12 protein-coding genes are annotated in these 15,368 nt (G+C 56.5%); 5 read left to right on the plus strand and 7 right to left on the minus strand.

The annotated features are described in order from the left end of the window. Nucleotides 1-3: 3 nt before the first annotated feature. The 3 genes from GOV85_RS08790 to GOV85_RS08800 are packed head-to-tail and all read right to left on the minus strand — an operon-like array spanning nucleotide 4 to nucleotide 3,015. Entirely contained in the window at nucleotides 4-1,011 is a 1,008-nt protein-coding gene (locus GOV85_RS08790) for an ABC transporter substrate-binding protein (protein WP_171177053.1), read from the minus strand. Further along, nucleotides 990-2,357 (minus strand): sensor histidine kinase, encoded by a 1,368-nt coding sequence (locus tag GOV85_RS08795; RefSeq protein ID WP_171177057.1) that lies wholly within the window; start codon nucleotides 2,355-2,357, stop codon nucleotides 990-992. Before GOV85_RS08795 ends, GOV85_RS08790 begins: the two co-directional genes overlap by 22 nt. Beyond that, entirely contained in the window at nucleotides 2,347-3,015 is a 669-nt protein-coding gene (locus tag GOV85_RS08800; RefSeq protein ID WP_171177058.1) for a response regulator transcription factor, read from the minus strand. The genes GOV85_RS08795 and GOV85_RS08800 overlap by 11 nt, the downstream gene beginning before the upstream one ends. 108 nt (nucleotides 3,016-3,123) lie before the next feature. On the opposite strand from GOV85_RS08800, the gene GOV85_RS08805 reads away from it, so the two are divergent. The 5 genes from GOV85_RS08805 (at nucleotide 3,124) to GOV85_RS08825 (ending at nucleotide 8,108) form a co-directional block, all read left to right on the plus strand. Next, a complete protein-coding gene (locus GOV85_RS08805) occupies nucleotides 3,124-4,107 on the plus strand; it encodes a tripartite tricarboxylate transporter substrate binding protein (protein ID WP_171177060.1) in 984 nt (327 codons plus the stop codon). Nucleotides 4,108-4,171: 64 nt separating this feature from the next. Then, nucleotides 4,172-4,654: a tripartite tricarboxylate transporter TctB family protein gene (locus GOV85_RS08810; protein ID WP_171177062.1), complete on the plus strand. Its 483-nt coding sequence runs from the start codon at nucleotides 4,172-4,174 to the stop codon at nucleotides 4,652-4,654. A gap of 1 nt (nucleotide 4,655) precedes the next feature. Further along, complete coding sequence (locus GOV85_RS08815; protein WP_171177064.1) at nucleotides 4,656-6,167, plus strand: tripartite tricarboxylate transporter permease; 1,512 nt, start codon at nucleotides 4,656-4,658, stop codon at nucleotides 6,165-6,167. Continuing rightward, a complete protein-coding gene (locus tag GOV85_RS08820) occupies nucleotides 6,160-7,344 on the plus strand; it encodes a CaiB/BaiF CoA-transferase family protein (protein ID WP_171177066.1) in 1,185 nt (394 codons plus the stop codon). Before GOV85_RS08815 ends, GOV85_RS08820 begins: the two co-directional genes overlap by 8 nt. Beyond that, complete coding sequence (locus tag GOV85_RS08825; protein ID WP_171177068.1) at nucleotides 7,341-8,108, plus strand: citryl-CoA lyase; 768 nt, start codon at nucleotides 7,341-7,343, stop codon at nucleotides 8,106-8,108. The genes GOV85_RS08820 and GOV85_RS08825 overlap by 4 nt, the downstream gene beginning before the upstream one ends. A gap of 7 nt (nucleotides 8,109-8,115) precedes the next feature. On the opposite strand, the gene GOV85_RS08830 is transcribed toward GOV85_RS08825, so the two are convergent. The 4 genes from GOV85_RS08830 to GOV85_RS08845 form a co-directional block, all read right to left on the minus strand. Then, complete coding sequence (locus GOV85_RS08830) at nucleotides 8,116-9,312, minus strand: acetate/propionate family kinase (RefSeq protein ID WP_171177070.1); 1,197 nt, start codon at nucleotides 9,310-9,312, stop codon at nucleotides 8,116-8,118. Beyond that, nucleotides 9,309-10,706 carry a bifunctional enoyl-CoA hydratase/phosphate acetyltransferase gene (locus GOV85_RS08835; protein WP_171177073.1) on the minus strand — a complete coding sequence of 466 codons (1,398 nt, stop codon included), beginning with the start codon at nucleotides 10,704-10,706 and terminating at the stop codon, nucleotides 9,309-9,311. Before GOV85_RS08835 ends, GOV85_RS08830 begins: the two co-directional genes overlap by 4 nt. A 172-nt stretch (nucleotides 10,707-10,878) precedes the next feature. Next, nucleotides 10,879-13,056, minus strand: coding sequence for a Tex family protein (locus GOV85_RS08840; protein ID WP_171177075.1), 2,178 nt, complete (start codon nucleotides 13,054-13,056; stop codon nucleotides 10,879-10,881). Nucleotides 13,057-13,153: 97 nt separating this feature from the next. Continuing rightward, a complete protein-coding gene (locus GOV85_RS08845) occupies nucleotides 13,154-15,367 on the minus strand; it encodes a PAS-domain containing protein (RefSeq protein WP_171177077.1) in 2,214 nt (737 codons plus the stop codon). Nucleotide 15,368 lies beyond the last annotated feature (1 nt).

Genomic DNA, 15,368 nt, shown 5'->3' on the forward strand with positions numbered 1-15,368 from the left:
CCGCTAATTCTGGATCACTGCGCTTTCCCATTCCGCCAAAAATCTGCGGCGCTTCAATCTGTCCAAAAAAGTAAGCAGAGCGGGGTCCAAGCCAATCGTTTCACGCTCGGTCTCTGTATCATACGGTGCCAGAGGCGGCAGTGAAAAAGCGCCACGGCCTCTGTCTGACTGGCTTTCCACGAGGTGACGAACAAAAGACGAAGCCGCCTCGACCTCAGGCGTGCCTTTTAGAATCAACGCAGTTCGCATCATGGTGGTTTGGAAATCTGACGGTCGGATGATTTCCAGAACATCCTTGCTGCCCGCCCGTGCTGAAGCGTAACTGCCGAGTACGTTGTACGCTACAGCAATCTCTCCGCTGACAAGATCGTCAATCATATCGGCTGAACAACAATACAAGCGAACATCCAACCCGCCCATGACCTCCATCAGGCGCCAATAGGTCTCGGACGCGCGCGCATCCTGAGTTGCAAACAAATAACCCAGGCCGGATTGCCGGATATCATAGGTCCCTACCCTTCCCAGAAAATCGTCGGGATGCGCACGAAGTATTTCGATAAGCTGTTGGCGGGTTTCCGGAATGGGACCACCCGCAAAAGCCGCGCTATTTATCACAATCGTTGCCGGTTCGAACGTAAAGGCAAACAGACTTTGATGCCATTGCGCCCAAGCCGGTAGTTGGATGTTGTCAATCGCCTGCCCATATCCGTCATTTGCCAGTTTCAGTTGCAGGTCCATTGCACTGGAAATGACGATATCAAAATCGTCAGGGGCCGCGCGGACGACACGGTCGATATCTGCCGTGCCCGTCACCATGTAATCAATCGAGATACCTGGGTTTTCCTTGAGAAACGCGGCGATTAGCGGCTCGAAAAGAAAAGTGTCGGTGCTAGAAATCACCCGCAGGGATGTATGGCCGGCCTCTGCATTGAAAACCTGCCTGTCTTCCCAGACTTGCGCCAACCCAACCACAGGAAAGATAACCAGAATCAGAGCGATAATGTAACGCACGCGCCGCCCCCTTGCCGATTTGCCAATTCCAGCTCGCCGCCGTGGGCTGTTGCAACATCCTGCACGATGGTCAGACCCAAGCCGGAGCCGATGGTTCCGCTTGCGTTTTTGCCGCGTTCGAACCGGCGCGTCAGCGTGTCAATTTCGTTGGGCGGAAAACCGGGCCCGCGGTCTTTGACACGGATCTGAGCCGTGGGTGCCGACGTCACTTCAATGCGAACAGAACTGTCAGGCGGTGCATATTTCAAAGCATTGTCGATCATGTTTCGCACCGCATTCTGAATGAGGATCGGGTCCCCCGAATAATGAACCGTAGGGTCACCGCCCAGAGACAGCGAAAGGTCTTTCATTTCAGCAATGGGTGTCAAACGCTGAACCAAATCCCGGATCAATGTGACCAGATCGATCTCTTCCCGTTCAAGGTGATCCGCGCGGAACGTAATCATCGCGTGATCCAACAACTGTCCTGCCGCCCGCGAGCTTTCGTCAATGGCGCGCACCATCGAACGCAATGCTTCACGGTTTTCTTCCTTTTCTACCCTTTGCAATGTCGCATCGGCATAAGACCTGACTGTTGCCAATGGGGTTCGTACGCGGTGCGCCGCCTCGGCAATAAAGTCTTCGGATTGGCTCAGGGACTGATCGAGGCGCCCCATCAATGAGTTCAGCGAAGCCACCAATGGTGCCATTTCACGGGGCACGGGTTTCCTGAATGGGCTCAGATCCTGCGGACCTCGTCGGGTGACAGAGGTTGTCAGCCGGTTCAACTGCCCAATGGTCGACGATGTCGCCCAAAAGGACAAAGCGGCGGCAAGGCCAAAGAACCCTATCCCCAAGATTGCCGCATTGCGTGAGATTTGATCCAGGGTTTCCGCCAGCGCATCCTGTGTTTGCCCCAACACAATTTCGATGACGGTTTGCTTGTCCAACCCCACCAACGTTCGGTTGGCACTGACCTGACGGATGGTCTCGCCTCGAACCTGGCTTGATTCAAAGCGCCACCGGCCGTCATACTGCTCTGAGGACGGTAAAAGGTCTTCGTATCCAGACAGAAATTCTCCGTCTTGATAAATCGCATAAAAGACCCGGTCGTCGGACGGGGTACTCAGCATTGCGAAGGCGGCGTATGGAATATCAACCTCAAGCTCACCTTCGCGCAGGGCTACTGCATCAAGTATGGAGGTCACGGAGGCGCTCAGAATATTATCCTGCCCCTGTTGTGCAACCTGCGCGGCATAGTTTCGGACCGCGACAAAAAGCAGAAACGCAAGAAGTGCAGCACCCCCGATGAGTGTCAAAACCAATCGGTTCCGCAGCGACCCTGATACATTCGGGTCAAGAGGCATGATCCAGCCTGTATCCCAGACCACGAAGTGTTGTGATCTTCAATTCAGACGGCTCCAAATGCTTGCGCAAGCGACCCACATAGACCTCAATCGCGTTGTCCGAGACAGTGTCGTCATAAGAAAACAACCGATCCGTAAGTTTTTGCTTGGAAAACACCTGTCCGGGCGCGTTGATGAACAACTCCAGCAAGCGCAGTTCGCGGTTTCGCAGGGAAACGGTCTGTTCCCCGACAGTCAGGTGGCCAGCCAGTGGATCGAATACGATACCGCCCACTTCGATCCTTGTCTTCGCGTTCCCGGATTTGCGACGCAGAACGGCACGGCAACGCGCCTCAAGCTCGGCATGATCGAAGGGTTTGGTGACATAATCGTCTGCCCCCAGATCCAGCGAACCGATTCGATCCGACACCTGACTGCGGGCCGTCAGCACAATGACGGGCGTGTCCCGATTGCCTGCGCGATGCTGTTTTAAGAAGTCGCGTCCATCCCCGTCAGGCAGCATGATGTCCAGCAGGATCAGGTCATAATCCTGAGTTTCCACAAACCCCGTCGCATCATCCAAATTTGCCGCGTGATCAATTACATGCCCGTCTAACCTCATGCGGGAACAAATCGCACGTGCAAGGTCGGGACTGTCTTCAACAAGCAGGAACTTCATGGGGCTTTTGCACTATTTTTGACGCATGACAGGTTGATGTCAGGTTGATGTGTTTTTGTTCCGCCAATCTGAGCCGCGACGCGGCCGGTTGTCAAATGGGAGGACATCATGACGACATTCACACTGGGCCGCCGCGCCCTGATCGCAGCTGTGGCCGCAATTGGCCTGACAGGACCGGCTTTAGCAGATGGCCATCAGGTTGTGGACAGCATCCACTTTCTGATCCCCGGTGGCGCCGGCGGCGGCTGGGACGGCACTGCCCGTGGCACTGGCGAAGCACTGACCAATGCTGGCCTGGTCGGGACGGCATCTTACGAGAACATGTCCGGTGGCGGCGGCGGTAAAGCCATTGGCTATCTGATCGAAAACGCCGACAGTAATCACGGCACGCTGATGGTGAACTCAACTCCGATCGTAATCCGTTCACTGACCGGCGTATTTCCGCATAACTTCCGCGACCTGACTCTGGTCTCGGGCACCATCGGTGACTATGCCGCGATCGTTGTGGGCAAAGACAGCCCCATCAACTCCATGGATGACCTGCTTGCCGCCTTTGACGCCGATCCGGGCGGAACTGCGATTGGTGGCGGTTCGGTTCCCGGCGGTATGGACCATCTGGTGGCCGCGATGGTGATGGAAGCTGCGGGTAAGGACGCACTTGGGGTGAAATACATCCCTTACGATGCAGGCGGTAAAGCCATGGCGGCACTGCTGTCGGGCGAGATCGCGGCGCTGTCCACCGGTTTTTCAGAAGCCGTTGATCTGGCGAACGCGGGAGAAGTCAAAATCATCGGCGTGACGTCGGAAGAACGCGTCGATGCGGCGCCTGATGCGATGACCATGAAGGAACAAGGCATCGACACCACCTTCGTAAATTGGCGTGGCTTCTTTGCAGCCCCTGGACTGCCCGAAGACAAGCTGGCCGCCTATCAGGCCGCGATTGCCAAGATGTACGACACCCCGGAATGGGAAGAGGTTCGTGCGCGTAACGGTTGGGTGAACATCCACAACTCTGGCGACGACTTCCAGTCATTCCTGGAGCAGCAGGAACAGCAGATCGGCGATCTGATGAAAAAGCTGGGCTTCCTCTGAAACCACTACCGGCAGAGCGGGCCGCCGCTCTGCCATCCCCAACGACAAGAAAGGAGGGGGCCTCATGGCGCTGGATCGCTGGATCGCGCTCATTCTTCTGGGTGTGTGTTTAACATATGGCTACGCCGCTTGGTTCACGATGGATGGCGGCCTTCCCCCTTTCATGCAGAGAAACCCAATCTGGCCCAGCACCTTCCCAAAAGTGCTGTCGATTCTGGGTATCATCACCACCACGATCATTCTCTTGGGTTTCGAGAAGGCTGAACCAAAAAAAGCCGATATCGATTATCGGCGGTTGGGTGACTACCATCTTGATCAGGCGCTGATGCTCCTCGCTCTGATGGTGATCTACGCCCTCTGCCTGCGCCCTGTTGGGTTTCTGATCTCGACCTCGGCTTTCCTGATCCTGGGATCGTTCATTCTGGGTGAACGTAAATGGCATATCATGCTTCCCGTCGCTTTCATCGCGACAGGTGCCGTCTGGTATCTGGTGCAGGAAGTTCTTGGCATCTACATGCGCCCCCTGCCGGGCATTTTCGGAGGCTGACATGCTTGAAGGACTTCTGATCGGCCTGCAAACGGCATTTTCACTTCAAAACCTGCTGATGGTCATCGCAGGATGTCTGATCGGTACATTCATCGGCATGCTTCCGGGCCTAGGCCCGATGTCGATTATCGCGATCATGATCCCGGTTGCGATTTCCATGGGTGACCCTTCAGCGGCGCTGATCCTGTTGGCCGGTGTCTACTATGGCGCCATCTTCGGCGGCTCAACTTCTTCGATCCTGCTCAATGCGCCGGGGGTCGCAGGCACGGTGGCCTCCAGCTTTGACGGCTATCCAATGGCCCGACAGGGCAAAGCGGGCAAAGCCCTGACCATCGCGGCCATCGCAAGTTTCGCGGGCGGCACTTTGGGCGCGGTCCTTTTGATGGTCTTCGCCCCTGCCCTGTCCTCCGTGGCCTTGCTGTTCCACTCCGCCGAGTATTTCGCGCTTATGGTGGTTGGCTTGTCGGCTATTGCAGCCTTTGCAGGTACAGGTCAGGTGGCGAAAGCTGTCATCATGACGGTTTTGGGCCTGATCATGGCCACTGTCGGCGAAGGTGCGTTGTTCAACCTACCGCGTTTCACCATGGGCATTATGGATCTGCAATCAGGCTTTGGCTTCATCACGCTTGCTATGGCCATGTTCGCTTTGCCCGAAGCACTTTTTCTAGTCCTCAAACCAAAGGACCTGAAAGGCGACGATGGTGAAATCAAGGACCTGCGGATCACCAAGGCCGAGGCCAAGGCCATAGCGCCAGTGGTCGGTCGTCAATCGGTTCAAGGGTTCTTCATCGGCGTTCTGCCCGGCGCAGGCGCAACCATTGCCAGCTTTCTGGGTTATGCGGTCGAGCGCAACATCGCGCCGAAAGAGGAGCAGGAAGAATTCGGCAAAGGGTCAATCAAAGGGCTGGCCGCACCCGAAACAGCGAACAACGCCGCGTGTACCGGTTCATTCGTGCCCCTACTGACGCTGGGCATTCCCGGCTCTGGTACGACGGCGATCCTGCTTGGCGCTTTGATCGCCTTGAACGTCACGCCCGGCCCGCGTCTGATGCTGGACGAGCCGCAGATTTTCTGGGCCGTGATCATGTCGATGTTCATCGGCAACCTCGTTCTGCTGGTGCTGAACCTGCCGCTGATCCCTTACATCGCCAAAGTTCTCTCGGTTCCACGCAACTATCTGATCCCCTTCATTTTGTTCTTCACTCTGATGGGGGCCTATATTGGCCAGAACAATGCGACTGAGCTTTTGATACTTGTTGGCTTCGGTGTCTGCGCCACAGCGTTGAAATTCGCCGATTACCCGCTGGCTCCATTGCTGATCGGTTTCATTCTCGGTGGGATGATGGAAGACAACTTTGCCCGTTCGATGCAGCTCTATGACGGCATTGCATTTATCTGGGAGCGTCCGATGACGCTGGGTCTGCTGGTTATCGCAGTGCTGCTGGTGCTTCTGCCAAGCTACCGTGCACGTCGCGCACGGGCACGGGCCGCGGGGGTCGCCGAAGGTGACTGAACCGCTGGAAGGAATACGGGTTCTAGATCTGACAAATGTCCTTGCGGGTCCGTATTGCTGCTATCAACTGGCGCTGATGGGTGCTGAAGTGATCAAGGTCGAACGCCCCGGTGGCGGCGACCTTGCCCGCGTTCTGGGCGCTGACCCCGACAGAAACAAAGCCGGCATGGGGATCAGTTTTCTGGCGCAAAACGCCGATAAGAAATCGGTAACGCTCGACATGAAATCGTCAAAAGGCAAGGCGTTGCTTAAACGGCTTGTAAAAACTGCTGATGTGCTGGTCGAAAACTTCCGGCCCGGTGTGATGGATCGGCTTGGTCTGGGCTACGACGTCTTGCGTAAGGTCAATCCAAACCTGATCTACTGCGCCATCACCGGGTTCGGTCAGGACGGCCCGCGACGGGACGATCCGGCCTATGATCAGATCGTTCAGGGCATCAGTGGCGTGATGTCCATCACCGGGGCACCGGACACTGCACCCTACCGCGTTGGCTACCCTTTGGCAGATACGGTCGGCGGGATGACGGCCGCCTTTGCCGTGTCTGCGGCGTTGAACGCGAAACCGCGTGGAACCTTTCTGGATGTTGCGATGTCCGAAGCCGTTGTTTCCACAATGGGTTGGGTCGTGTCGAATTTTTTAGTCGGCGGCGTCACACCCGCAGCGCATGGAAATGAAAACACAACGTCTGCCCCATCGGGGACGTTTGCGACGCTCGACAGCCCAATAAACATCGCTGCAAACCGAGATGAACAGTGGCAGGCCCTTACAAGACATCTGGGGCGGGACGATCTGCTAAACAACCCCGACTACGCAACCCGCGAAGACCGCAAACAAAACCGTCACGCCTTGCGCGACGCGCTGGAACAAACTCTGCGGACCAGAGCCGCAACCGACTGGGTTCGAGAACTTAATGCCATCGGCGTACCAACCGGGCAGGTTCTGACAGTGGCCGAAGCTCTTGCAGACGAACAACTTTCTGGGCGTGGCCTGATCGGGTCTGTGCGGGTTCAACGCGAAGATATGAAGCTTGCGGGCAGTCCCGTTGTCATGGACGGCGCGCGGCGCTTGCCACAAAACGCACCACCTGAACTTGGAGCTGACAACAATGCGATCTGGTCTGAAATCGGATTGTCCGACGCAGAAATTGATGCGTTGAACAAGGAGGGGGTCATATGAGCGATGTTTCCGATTGGTGGACGACATCCATCATCGACATGGAGCCCGGCCGGATCGATATGCGCGGTGAGCCGATCCAGGACCTGATCGGAAATGTCAGTTTCTCGGAGATGATCTGGTTCATGGTGCGCGGGGATCGCCCCTCGGACGCGCAGGCCCGATTGTTCGAAGCAGCTTTGGTCGCGGCGGTGGACCACGGCCCTCAGGCACCATCGATTGCAACTGCACGCATGGCCGTGACTTGTGGCTTACCTCTCAACAACGCGATTGCAAGCGCCGTAAATATGTTGGGCGACATTCACGGCGGGGCTGGTGAGCAAGCCGTAACTCTCTACCATTTCGTTGCGGAACATCCCGGTCGCTTGGAACAGGCATTGGACGACTGGATTGAAAGCGAAGGAACGATACTGCCTGGTTTTGGCCACCGGTTTCACACCCCAACGGATCCGCGCGCTCCGCGTCTGATGACAATGGCTTCTCAAGCCGTAAAGGATCAAGCGTGTGATGGACGGTTTATGCGGATTGGCCAAGCGATCGAGGCAGAATTGGCACGGCGCAAAGGCAAGCCCGTTCCAATGAACATAGATGGCGCAACCGCGGTTATCTACGCCGAACTTGGTTTTGCGCCCCCGCTTGCGCGCGGTCTGTTCTGCCTATCCCGATCCGTCGGTATATTGGCCCATGCATGGGAACAGATGCAACAAGGGGGCAGGAACAAGGGACCGACACCACCCACCTATCGCTGGACCTATAAGCCGAAATGAACCGCCGCTACGCGGTTTTCAGATGTGGGCGACCGGCCAACAGGTCCGCTGCGGCGCGGGCAATCATCAGTTCTTCATTCGTCGGGATCGCCATGACCACAACGCGGGACAGATCCGTTGAGATGATCCGATCATTGTCCGCATTCGCATCCGGGTTCAGCTCGATCCCCAACCATCCCATTCCGGAACACACCCGGTCGCGCACCAGTCGCGAGTTTTCTCCGATCCCGCCGGTGAATACCAAGGCGTCTATACCGCCCAGAATAGCCGCCATCGCCCCGAGCTCCCGCCGAATACGGAATGTGAAGTAACTGATCGCCTGACGGCTTTCGGGCGTGTCCGCCTTTTCCAAGGTACGCATGTCGTTCGATAACCCCGAAAGGCCCAGCAAGCCTGACTTGCGGAACAGAAGGTCCGAGATTTCGTCGGCGCTTAACCCCTCCTGATCCATCAAGTACAGCACCACACCGGGATCAAGCTGTCCGCAACGCGACCCCATTGGCAGCCCATCCAAAGCCGAAAAACCCATGGTCGAGCCAACAGATCGCCCTCCGATCATTGCACACATTGATGCACCGTTGCCCAGATGGGCAACAACCACGCGACCTTCGTGCAACAACGGGGCCGTCTTGGCCATGTGGTCCGAGATGTATTCATAGCTCAGGCCATGAAAACCGTATCGACGAACGCCCTTCTCATAATACTCGCGTGGCAGGGCAAAAACGTCGTTCTCCCACGGGTGGTTACGGTGAAAGGCCGTGTCGAAACAGGCGATCTGGGCAGCGTTCGGAAACCGTTTCATCGCCGCCTTTGCCCCGGCCAGATTGTGCGGTTGGTGCAATGGCGCGAAGGGCGAAAGCTTGTCCAGCGCTTCAATGGAGGCTTCGGTCAGCGGCAGCGGTGCATCGATATTCGGACCACCGTGGACAACACGATGTCCAAATGCGGTCACCTCGCTGTTTGGAAATGAACGCGCCAGCAGATTCAACACCCAATCCAGGGCCGCGGCATGGTCATGGATTTCGCCCGCCGTGCCACTGGCCAAAACACTGCCATCAGATGACTTGGCTTTGACCAAAGGCTCCCCCTCGCCAATCCGCTCAACCGCCCCGGTGCAAACCATTATCGGATCGTCATTGGTCAACTCGAACAGACCAAATTTCATCGAAGACGATCCAGCGTTCAATGTCACGACATGTGTCATGCGTGTGCTCCGGTTTGCGACATAGTAAATGCATCGTGCAGCGCGGCTACAGCGCAGGACGCCAGCCGCGCCTTGTCGTCATCAGCTCGGCTGGTCAGAATGATGGGCGCTTTGGCCCCCATCACCACCCCTGCCCCTTCTGCATTCGCGATATAGGTCAGTTGCTTGGCCATCATGTTTCCGGCATCCAGATTGGGCACCACCAGAATATCTGTTTTGCCCGCAACGTCCGAGACTATTCCTTTAGATCGCGCAGCAGCGAGGCTGACGGCATTGTCCATGGCAAGGGGGCCATCAACCAACCCTCCTGTGATCTGACCGCGTTCCGCCATTTTCGACAGCAAGGCCGCATCCACCGAAGATCGAATAGCCGGATTGACAGTCTCGATAGCGGAAAGGATGCCCGCCCTGGGTTGTTCGATCCCCAGAGACAAGGCCAGATCGATCGCGTTTTGGACAATGTCTATCTTGGTTTCCAGGTCCGGTTCGATATTTATCGCCGCGTCTGTCACCAATAGCGGTCTGGGTTGCCCTGGCACGTCCATAACAAACACATGGGTAAACCGGCGTCCCGCGCGCAGGCCATTCTCGCGTCGCAGCGCGGCCTTCAACAGTTCATCCGTGTGCAGATGCCCTTTCATCAACGCCTTGGCCCGACCTGCAGCAACAAGATCAACCGCCGTATTGGCTGCGCTGAAATGGTCGCTCTGCGGTATGATCTCAAACTTATCGAGCGTAGCGCCTATTTCGGCGGCCGCGCTGGCGATTTTCTTGGGATCACCGATCAAAATAGGGGCAATGATCGTCTCGTGCGCGGCCAGCAGGGCACCACCCAAAGAATTCGGGTCCTCAGGGGCCACGACCGCCGTCGGCATGGGCGGCAGAGGGCGCACCTTATCCAACATGGCGTCAAAGTGCCGATGCCGTTTGACCACAAGCCCGGGCAATTCCAGTTCGGCAAACGCCAGCTCTTTGTCCGGTGCAACGACAACAGCTTGCCCAGTAACGATCACTGCGCTGTCGGATGGGCGTGTCACAGCTGTATCGAAAACAACTTCTCGGTTCGGTCGCTTTTCTGCAACCGTGACCCTGGACACAAGCTCATCACCCGCATGTGCCCGTTCAATAAAGTTAAAGTTCTGCGACTTGTAGAGCGTCCCTGCGCCCGGCAGAACGTTTCCCAGGACGGCAGAGATCAGAGCCCCCACAAACATGGCAGGCGCAACCGCTTCGTTGGTATGATCACCGTCGCCATCTTCACTTGCCAGATGGAGCGGATTGTGATTGCCGGAATTGTTCGCGAATACATAGAAGTCGTCGACAGAGCAGGTACGAACCAGCTCGGCAGTATCGCCGACCTGAAGCTTGTCATAAGGCTTGTTGTGATACTGCATGAACTTTCGATTCCGTTTCGGTCCGTGTCGCGGCGCTGTGAACTCTCTTGCTGATACTCAGTTTGGCGTTCAATGAAAACGATGCAACAACGCCGCCCGGTTTGGACGCCACTCTACCTTCAGAATGCAACGACTTGATGTCTGTGCGTCCTGAAACTAGGCACATCGAAGACTAAGAGCGCCTCATTCCACCGCCGCCCTGTTTTCGCATCGTCAGGCCGATCCGTTTTCGGGGCACATCCACCTCGACAACGCGGACTTTCACAACCTGCCCGGTTTTGACAACCTCATGCGGGTCTTTGACGAATCGATCTGCGAACTGGCTGACATGGACCAGCCCATCTTGATGAACACCAACATCCACAAATGCCCCGAAGGCGGCCACGTTTGTCACGGTGCCTTCCAGAACCATCCCGGGCTTCAGGTCAGTGATCTCTTCGATGCCATCCGCAAAGGAGGCCGTGACGAAACTTGGGCGAGGATCGCGTCCAGGCTTTTCCAACTCGGCAAAGATGTCCCGAACCGTCGGCAGACCGAAATCTTCTGTCACGAACTGTTCGGCCCTCATTCCTTTCAAAGCTCCGTCATGGCCCATGATGCGTCGAATATCGCGTCCGCAAGCGGCCACAACACGTCGGGCGATGTCATATGCTTCGGGGTGAACCGAAGAGGCGTCCAGCGGCTCTGCGCCATCCCGGATGCGCAGGAAGCCGGCGCATTGTTCAAATGCACGCGGGCCCAGCCGAGCAACGGACAACAGATCTTTACGCGATTGAAACGGCCCATTCAGATCACGATGGGTAACGATGGCCTCTGCCTGTGCCGGACCCAGACCCGACACACGCGACAGCAACGGGGCAGAAGCGGTATTCAGATCGACGCCAACTGCATTCACCACATCTTCAATCGCGGAATCCAGAGACTGGGAAAGCCGGTGTTGATCCACGTCATGCTGATACTGACCGACGCCAATGGATTTGGGCTCGATTTTAACCAGCTCCGCCAACGGGTCCTGCAACCGCCGGGCAATGGACACTGCCCCGCGCAGCGAAACATCCAGATCAGGAAACTCGCGCGCAGCCAGTTCAGAGGCGGAGTAGACCGAAGCCCCCGCCTCGGACACCACCACCTTTGTCGGCGCTTTCACCGTCTTCGGCAGCAGGGAAAGTGTGTCTGCAACCAACCGTTCAGTTTCGCGGCTGGCGGTCCCGTTACCGATGGCGATCAGTTCGATCTGGTGGGCCGAGATCAGATCGAGGATGGTCGCCTGCGCCCCGCGCACGTCCTTCTTAGGCTGAAATGGATAAAGCGTGTCGGTCGCCACCACCTTGCCGGTTGCATCAACAACGGCCGCCTTCACACCGGTGCGGATGCCCGGGTCAAGACCCAAAGTGGCCTTGGCCCCTGCTGGCGCTGCAAAGAGCAAATCCTTCAAATTGCGCGAAAAGACCTGAATGGCTTCGTCCTGCGCTCGGCTGCGCAGATCCGCCATGAGATCAACCATCATCGATAACGACAGTTTTACACGCCACGTCCAGCCCGCAACCTTGCGCAGCCATGCATCTCCTCGCCCCTTCCCGCGCGTTTGTAGATGTGCGGCGACAATCGTCTCGGCCCGCGCCGCGCCAAATTCGGGTTCGGGCGCGATATCCAACGTAACAATGCCTTCTTTCGAGGCGCGCAGCATCGCCAGCGCACGATGCGACGGCACATCGGCCCAAAGCTCGGAATGGTCAAAGTAATCACTAAATTTCGCGCCTTCCTTTTCCTTTCCATCGATGACCTTTGCAGTCAGTATTGCCTCGCGCTGCATGAAGGTCCGCAGTTCGCCCAAAAGTTCAGCGTTTTCCGTCAACCGTTCGGTCAAAATATCCCGCGCCCCGTTTAGCGCGTCGCGCTGGGTCGGTACCGCCTCGGAAAGATAAGCCTTGGCCAGTGTTTCCGGTTCCGCATCACGGTCGGCCAAAATGGCATCGGCCAACGACTCAAGCCCATTTTCCCGCGCAATCATCGCCTTGGTGCGCCGTTTGGGCTTGTACGGCAGGTAAATATCTTCCAGTTGCGCCTTGGTCTCGGCTCGGGCAATTGATTTGCTCAGGTCTTCGGTTAGCTTCCCCTGGTCCCGGATCGAGTTCAGGATGGTTTCACGTCGCGCTTCAAGCTCTCGTAGATAGGTCAGCCGCTCGGACAACAAACGCAACTGGCCATCGTCCAAACCGCCTGTTGCTTCTTTCCGGTAGCGGGCGACAAATGGCACGGTTGCCCCATCATCCAGCAATTTGATCGCGGCTCCGACCTGATTGGAGCCTGCATTAATCTCGGTGGCAATGGTGCGGGCGATACGGTCCAAAGGAGCCTCCTGAAACAACTGTGGAAGGGTGTCTTACCCAGCCGTTTCAACAAGTAAAAGACCCCAGCCCTGAAGCGGTCGCAAAAAATCGGGGCGGTTAATCACGCCCAGCGACAGATGTTTCCAAAGTTGCCCGCAACACTTGGGCGTCAATAGGTTTATAGAGCAACGGAAGATCAGCACGCGCACAGTAGTCAGCAAGGTCAGCGGACCGATTGGCCGAAATAATACACCCAGGCAAAGGGCCAAACGCGTGGAACAGTGCGTTTATTGCATCAATCCCGGTTTCATCGTTATTTAGCTGGTAATCGGCAACAATGACATCTGGCAGTATACCTATTTCTCGTAGTAGACGGGTTGCGTCTTCTCCGCCTTCCGCTTCCAGAACCTCAACACCCCAAGACTCGATGGTCATGCGCAACGCATTGCGCAGGTTCTCATCGTTTTCGATCAGCAAAGTGACAGTGTTGCACGGCAATACAGAGTTTGATTTTTGACGCGCCGAGGGATCGCGCACCACCGGCAGTCTTGTCTTTGCCAGAGGAATTTCAACCGAGAACCCCGAACCTTTGCCAACCTCGGACCGCAAATGGATCGGGTGTCTCAACAACCCGCAGGCCCGTTCAACAATCGCAAGCCCCAACCCCATACCTTCTGCGGCGCTAGCGTCTGAGTGCAAACGCTGAAACTCCTGAAAAACAGTATCTCTGTGATGTGGTGCGATGCCGATGCCAGTATCCCAAACCTCTAGCGACACGGTTTTCTTGCGCCGCCTGACGCCCACCAGCACCTTGCCTGCCTCGGTGTATCGGATCGCATTCGACAACAGGTTTTGTAGAATGCGCCGCAGATAACTTGCATCACTGGTGACAACCGAGCTCGTGCCCACAAAGCGCAAATCCAATCCCTTAGCCTGTGCAACCGGGCGAAATGCGTCCTCAATCTGAGAAAACAGCTGTCCAAGAGGAACTGGGGACAAGTGTACACGAGCGCGCCCTGAATCCAGTTTTGATATGTCCAGTAAAGCCTCGAGAATGTGTTCAACACTGTTCAACGCACTTTCCGCTTTTGCAGCAACAGCCTGGGCATCTTCGCCTTGTAACCCGCTGCCCAGCGACGCCACATACAGCTTTGCGGCTGACAATGGCTGAAGAAGATCGTGACTGGCGGCGGCCACAAAACGCGACTTCGACGCGTTGGCACGCTCGGCCTCATTCAGCGCGTCGGCAAGTTCCACCGTGCGTGACGCCACGCGCTGTTCCAGCAGTTCTTTTGCTTCATATAAGGCCTCGGCTGATTTGCGTTCCGCCGTCACATCCGTAAAAGAGATCACAAAACCCCGATCCGGCATTTCCTGAGCAAAAACAGACAGAATCTTTGAGCGCCCGCGATGCATTTGAAATTGCAGCGGTCGTCGCGAGGTCCTGCGACGCACCCAATTTAACAAGTCCTGTTCGGTGATCCCCTTTTGGAAAGAAATGTTTGCGCTGAGGCGGTTGGACAGAGTGTCGAAACGTGTACCCATCTGAAATTGGGTGATTGGCACAGCCAACAATTCGCTGGCACGATTGTTCCAGCCAATCAGGCGGTGTTTGTTGTCAAATATGCAGACACCCTGTTCGATATGTTCCAAAGTTGCGCGGATCAAGCGGGCTTTGTCATCGAGAATGCGGTCTCTCTCCTGCCGCTCGATACGCATAATGTCGGTTACATCCGTCTGTAGGATCACAGTGCCGCCATCTGGTGTGCGGTGCTCGGACACCTGCATCCAACGATTTCCAACAAGCCGGACATTAAAGACCACGCGATCTTCGCTGTGCCGGTCCAGGCGAGTTTGGCCCCAATCATGCGGGGTCATCCCTTCGGGTAGTGACAGGAACTTGGACTGGCTAAGTAATTCGACATAATCCGAAAACCCGAGCCCGGGGTTCATCCGGTCTTGAATGTCGGGCATATGTGAACCGAAACGGCTGTTGCACAGCACAAGTTGATCATCCCGATTGAACAGAGCAAAGCCTTCCTGAACCGTTTCGATTGCGTTGGCGAGGTCGGCCCGCGCCGCCTCGGTTTCCTGATTGGCCTGCGCCAGCCTTGCGTTTGACTCGTTCAGCAGCTCAAGTGCGCGTTCCAAATCGTCTGTTCTGGCTCGAACCTCTTGCTCCAAAACAGCTGCACGCTGGAACTGCGCATATGCAGCTCCTGAAGCATCTGTCGACTCTTCGACCCGCCGCATAAGAGCTTCGACAATTTTGCGTAGCTTCTCGTTTTGACGCTCTATCGTGTCGGAGGGGTCCGTCAGGTGCTCGATCATG

The sequence above is a fragment of the Ruegeria sp. HKCCA4633 genome (assembly GCF_013034605.1).
In the GTDB taxonomy this organism is placed as follows: domain Bacteria; phylum Pseudomonadota; class Alphaproteobacteria; order Rhodobacterales; family Rhodobacteraceae; genus Ruegeria.